1 protein-coding gene is annotated in these 1789 nt (G+C 48.7%); it reads left to right on the top strand.

All coding sequences use genetic code 11. The features are described from left to right. A partial coding sequence (locus tag N480_RS20210; protein ID WP_155732916.1) for a non-ribosomal peptide synthetase occupies positions 1-1789 on the top strand: 1789 nt, incomplete at both ends.

The raw sequence follows: 1789 nt of genomic DNA, 5'->3' as shown, positions 1-1789 counted from the left end.
GCAGCGATCTATTTAAAGCCAGTACAATTGAGCGAATGGGACAGCATTTTGTTCAGCTTCTACATGCCATTGTGGAGGCTCCAGAACAAGCGGTCAATACCTTACCTATGCTGACTGAAGCCGAAAGAAAAACCATTTTGGGCAGTTGGAACAATGACTTGCAATCCTTCCCATTAGGGGAGTGTATTCAAGATTATATTGCTCATCGGGTGCAGCAGCAGCCAAATGCAGTGGCGGTCATCGATGAGCACCGACAAATAAGCTATCAAGAGCTGTATCAACGGGCGACAGCGCTGGGAGCGCATATACGCGCGCAGGGAGTACAGCCGAATGAATTAGTTGCAGTGGTACTGCCGAGAGGCTGGCAACAAGTGGTCGCTGTCTTAGCAGTATTGATATCAGGTGGCGCATATTTACCAATAAACCCACATTTGCCGTTAGAGCGACGTCGTCAATTACTTGCTTTAGGGGAGGTAAAAGTAGCGATAGGGGAAGAGGTATCAGATAGCGGGTCCTCGATACATTGGTGCGAGGTGCCAGAGGTATTGAGTGCCCCAAGTAGTGCTCTACAGAGCGTCCAGCAAGATACTGATTTGGCGTATGTCATTTTTACATCAGGCTCTACAGGTGTGCCGAAGGGGGTGGCGATAGAGCACAGAGCAGCGCTGAACACTTTATTTGATATGAATCAGCGTTTCTCAATCACAGAGCAAGATGTTGTACTGTGTTTGTCGGAACTGAACTTTGACCTGTCAGTCTATGATATTTTTGGTGTTTTGATGGCTGGGGGGCGTCTGGTCACATTAAGTGAAGAACAGGCACGAGAGCCAGAAGCTTGGTTGGAGAAATTACACAGGCATGGAGTGACGATTTGGAACTCAGTGCCAGCGTTAATGCAAATGTTAGTGGACTACATGGATGGCAGAGCGGAGCCTGGTTTGGGTTCGGTGAAGACGGTGTGGATGAGTGGAGATTGGATCCCGCCAACGCTACCCAGTAGGATCCAAGCGCGACAAAAAGACATATCGGTTGTGAGCCTAGGTGGCGCGACGGAAGTCTCCATCTGGTCAATTCATTATCCAATAGGTGAGGTGCCAGAGAGCTGGTCGAGCATTCCTTATGGTCGAGCATTGGCGAACCAGCATATGTACGTGCTAAACGAAGGATTGGAGGCGGCACCACTGGGTGTTGCAGGGGAGCTGTACATAGGTGGCATAGGTGTTGCGAGGGAATATTGGCGTGATGAGCAAAGAAGTGAAGATAGCTTTATAGTGCATCCAAGAACAAGCGAGCGGCTATATAGGACGGGAGACAGAGGACGTTGGACCGAGTCGGGCCAAATCGAGTTTTTGGGCAGAATAGACACACAGGTCAAAATCAGAGGTATGCGCATAGAGTTGGGTGAGGTAGAGGCCTCATTACAAAGCTGTGAGGGCGTAGAAAAGGCACTGGTTCTGGTCAATAAAAATGCACGCAATGGCGCAGAGCATTTAGAGGCTTATATCGTCAGGGAGGGCGAGGTAGATAAGGAAGCACTGAAAAGGTATTTGGTGGATAGACTGCCAGATTACATGGTTCCGAAATACTATACCTTTTTAGAGGCATTCCCGTTGACCAGCAACGGAAAAATAGACCGCAAGGCTTTATTACTCAGTGGGGAAGAGTCAAGAGAGACGAGGGGGTATGAAGCCCCAGAGAATGACACAGAGCGCCAGTTAGTGGCTATTTGGGAAGAAGTGTTAGGTGTTACTCAAATAGGTGTCAATGATAACTTTTTCGAGCTAGGTGG

The sequence above is a fragment of the Pseudoalteromonas luteoviolacea S2607 genome, assembly GCF_001625575.1.
Taxonomy (GTDB): domain Bacteria; phylum Pseudomonadota; class Gammaproteobacteria; order Enterobacterales; family Alteromonadaceae; genus Pseudoalteromonas; species Pseudoalteromonas luteoviolacea_E.
This window is presented reverse-complemented; position numbering and strand designations above follow the sequence as displayed.